The sequence below is a fragment of the Synergistota bacterium genome (genome assembly GCA_021159885.1).
In the GTDB taxonomy this organism is placed as follows: domain Bacteria; phylum Synergistota; class GBS-1; order GBS-1; family GBS-1; genus AUK310.
In genome coordinates, this window is record JAGHDO010000075.1 from 1 (window position 1) to 2,799 (window position 2,799).

The following is a 2,799-nucleotide window of genomic DNA, read 5'->3' on the forward strand; positions in this document are numbered from 1 at the left end:
CCAGGCCATATAACGGAGGTTTTCTCAACGCTCACTGAATACGGCAGGGATCTTAAAAATGCCTCCCTATAACCGTAGGAAACAAAGCATATATGATCAACCTTAAGCAAAGCCCAGTTATCCCAGAGATTCATCCATGAGGGTCTTCCCGTCCCCCAGCTATGCAAAGTCAAAATTATCGGTATATCAAGTTTAAGCAGATCGCGAGCGATAACACATGCTGAAGCGGGAACACACGATTGAGGAGCCAATATGGAAAACTTTTCCTCTCGCAGAAGGCGCGCGAGCTTATCCACCTCTCTCCAGAACGAGGAAGAAGATCTATTGAAAAAATCTATCTCGTGAAAAATCACACCCACTTTAAGAAGCTCATCTTTAAGAGCCCTCCACTCCTCCCAATCTCCGCTTCTGGGGATGGAAACAATATCTATTTTCCACCCTTTCTCTATCAGACCCTTGGAGAGGTATGTCAAAAACTTTCCTGAACCATCCTTTAAAACAGGGATAAGAAACAAAATTTTACGCTTACTCATGTGTTCCTAAGCCTTGAAGATTATGTATATTACATCTCCATCCTGAACCTCATAATCTTTCCCCTCTACCCTAACAAGCCCCCGCTCCTTTGCAAGCTTATAATCCCCTACTTCAAGAAGATTAAGAGAGCCAATAACCTCTGCCTTTATAAAACCTCTTTCCATATCACTGTGTATCTTCCCTGCAGCCTGTGGAACCTTCGTTCCCTTCTTTATCGACCAAGCCCTTAATTCCTTTTTGTTAAAAGTAAAAAAGGTTATGAGATTCAAAAGTTCATAAGAAACACGAATCAACTTACCGATAGAGGATTCAAAATCCATCTCCTCGATAAATTCTCTTGCTTCTTGAGGAGATAGCTCAGCCAACTCTGCCTCAAGGCGCGCAGAGCCCCACACCACAGGACTTTCGCGAGAAGAAGCCCATTTTATAAAGCGATCAAGCAGAGATTTATCTACCTCTTCAGTCGAATTCAGATAGTAAAGATGCGGTTTAGTTGAAAGAAGCTGGTATTCCTTAGACAGCTTCTCAAGATCCTCATGCGAGAAAGATTTTCTTAAAGGCTCCCCTTTAAGTAATAGCTCCCTTACCTCTTCAAGAAACGAAAGTTCTTTCCTCGCTTTTTTATCTCCGACACGCGCGCTTCTTCCGAGCTTATCAATCCATTTCTCAACGAGCTCCAAATCCGAAAGCATGAGCTCAACCTCTATGATCTCAGCATCTCTCACGGGGTCAACGCTTCCCTCAGGGTGAGAAACGCTTCCCTCCTCAAAAGCCCTAACCACCTCAACAACCGCATCCACACCCCTTATATGGCTTAAAAACTGATTGCCTAATCCCTCTCCCTTGCTCGCTCCCCTGACTAAACCCGCTATGTCGTAAAACTCCACTTCTGCGGGAACGACCTTAGGAGGATTAAGCATCCGAGCGAGCTTCTCCAACCTATCGTCAGGAACAGAAGCAACCCCTTTATGAGGCTCAACCGTTGAGAACGGGTATCCTGCCACCAAGACTCCCGCTTTAGTGAGAGCATTAAAAAGGGTCGATTTACCAGCATTTGGCAATCCAACTATTCCAACCGAAAGAGGCATATACTATCACTCCCCTGGATACCCTATCGGAAAAATATAGAGAGGATCAATCCCATCGGGAAGACTCAAAACCCGTGAGACAAGCCCGTCGTTAAAAGCACCTATGGCTACCGTTCCGAGCCCACGCTCCGCACAGGCAAGATAAATATTCTGTCCTATATGCCCTGCCTCCATAATCGCATATCTCATTCCCCTTTCCCCATAAACCGATGTTATCCGAGAATAGCGAACCGCTATGACTATATCAAAGGAAGCCTCAGCCACATATTCCTGATTAAGACACGCACGAGAAAGATCACGTCTTAAATCTCCATTAAGATGAAGCTCAATTTCATCCCTCTGATTAAGATAACGATATACGCCTGGAGATACCTTTTCAACGTTTCCAACAACCGCATATATCTCCATTGGATATGTTGCACCTCCGGATGGCACGACGAGTCTACCATCGACTTTGCCGTATGAAATCCAAAGAAGATAATCAAAGAGCTCCTTTGAAAGCGGCCTATTTAAAAACTTTCTTACAGATTTCCTTTTAAGAAGAAGCTCCTTTAACATCAAGCATCACCACCTCTTCAACAAGTATAGCATAAAAATAAAGGGGAGAAACCTCTCACGAGATTTCCCCCTTTTATATCAAACAAAATGGAGCCGGTGGCCGGACTCGAACCGACAACCCGTGGATTACGATTCCACCGCTCTACCTGTTGAGCTACACCGGCTCCTCAATGGCGCTCCCGACGGGATTCGAACCCGTGCCGCCGCCTTGAAAGGGCGGTGTCCTAGACCCCTAGACGACGGGAGCACATTCTTATTATATCCAAAAGGTGGTGGGCTGTGCAGGAATCGAACCTGCGACCCTCGGATTAAAAGTCCGATGCTCTACCACTGAGCTAACAGCCCACTCAGCATAGCGATTATACTACCCATTAGCTCCCTAAGTCAAGTAGCTTTAACCTTCCACCCTTTAATTTCTTTCATTGTCCTTTAATTCCCTCATAAAGGAAATTGGATTCTCAAGTTTAACTTGTCCTGAAAGATTGTAATCTACACACAAAACTTTGTCAAGAACCCTCAGGGGAACCCCCGTAAAGCCTCGTAAGATCGCATAACTTCCCTTTCCAAATTAGCCTTAAAAATCCCGCTAATAAGAAATTTCATTTAGCTTTACTTGCTC

3 protein-coding genes and 3 tRNA genes are annotated in these 2,799 nt (G+C 44.8%); all 6 read right to left on the reverse strand.

The features are described 5' to 3' along the window. A partial coding sequence (locus J7M13_07725; GenBank protein MCD6363864.1) for a glycosyltransferase occupies positions 1 to 533 on the reverse strand: 533 nt, incomplete at its 3' end. Positions 534 to 539: 6 nt separating this feature from the next. Beyond that, complete coding sequence (gene ychF, locus J7M13_07730) at positions 540 to 1,622, reverse strand: redox-regulated ATPase YchF (GenBank protein ID MCD6363865.1); 1,083 nt, start codon at positions 1,620 to 1,622, stop codon at positions 540 to 542. A 6-nt stretch (positions 1,623 to 1,628) separates the two neighbouring features. Beyond that, positions 1,629 to 2,180, reverse strand: a complete 552-nt coding sequence (locus tag J7M13_07735) for a SagB/ThcOx family dehydrogenase (protein ID MCD6363866.1) — start codon at positions 2,178 to 2,180, stop codon at positions 1,629 to 1,631. Positions 2,181 to 2,268: 88 nt separating this feature from the next. Continuing rightward, positions 2,269 to 2,344: transfer RNA gene (locus tag J7M13_07740), tRNA-Thr, on the reverse strand. Between the two features lie 7 nt (positions 2,345 to 2,351). After that, positions 2,352 to 2,427 (reverse strand) — tRNA-Glu (locus tag J7M13_07745). Between the two features lie 23 nt (positions 2,428 to 2,450). Next, positions 2,451 to 2,525, reverse strand: a tRNA-Lys gene (locus J7M13_07750). Positions 2,526 to 2,799 lie beyond the last annotated feature (274 nt).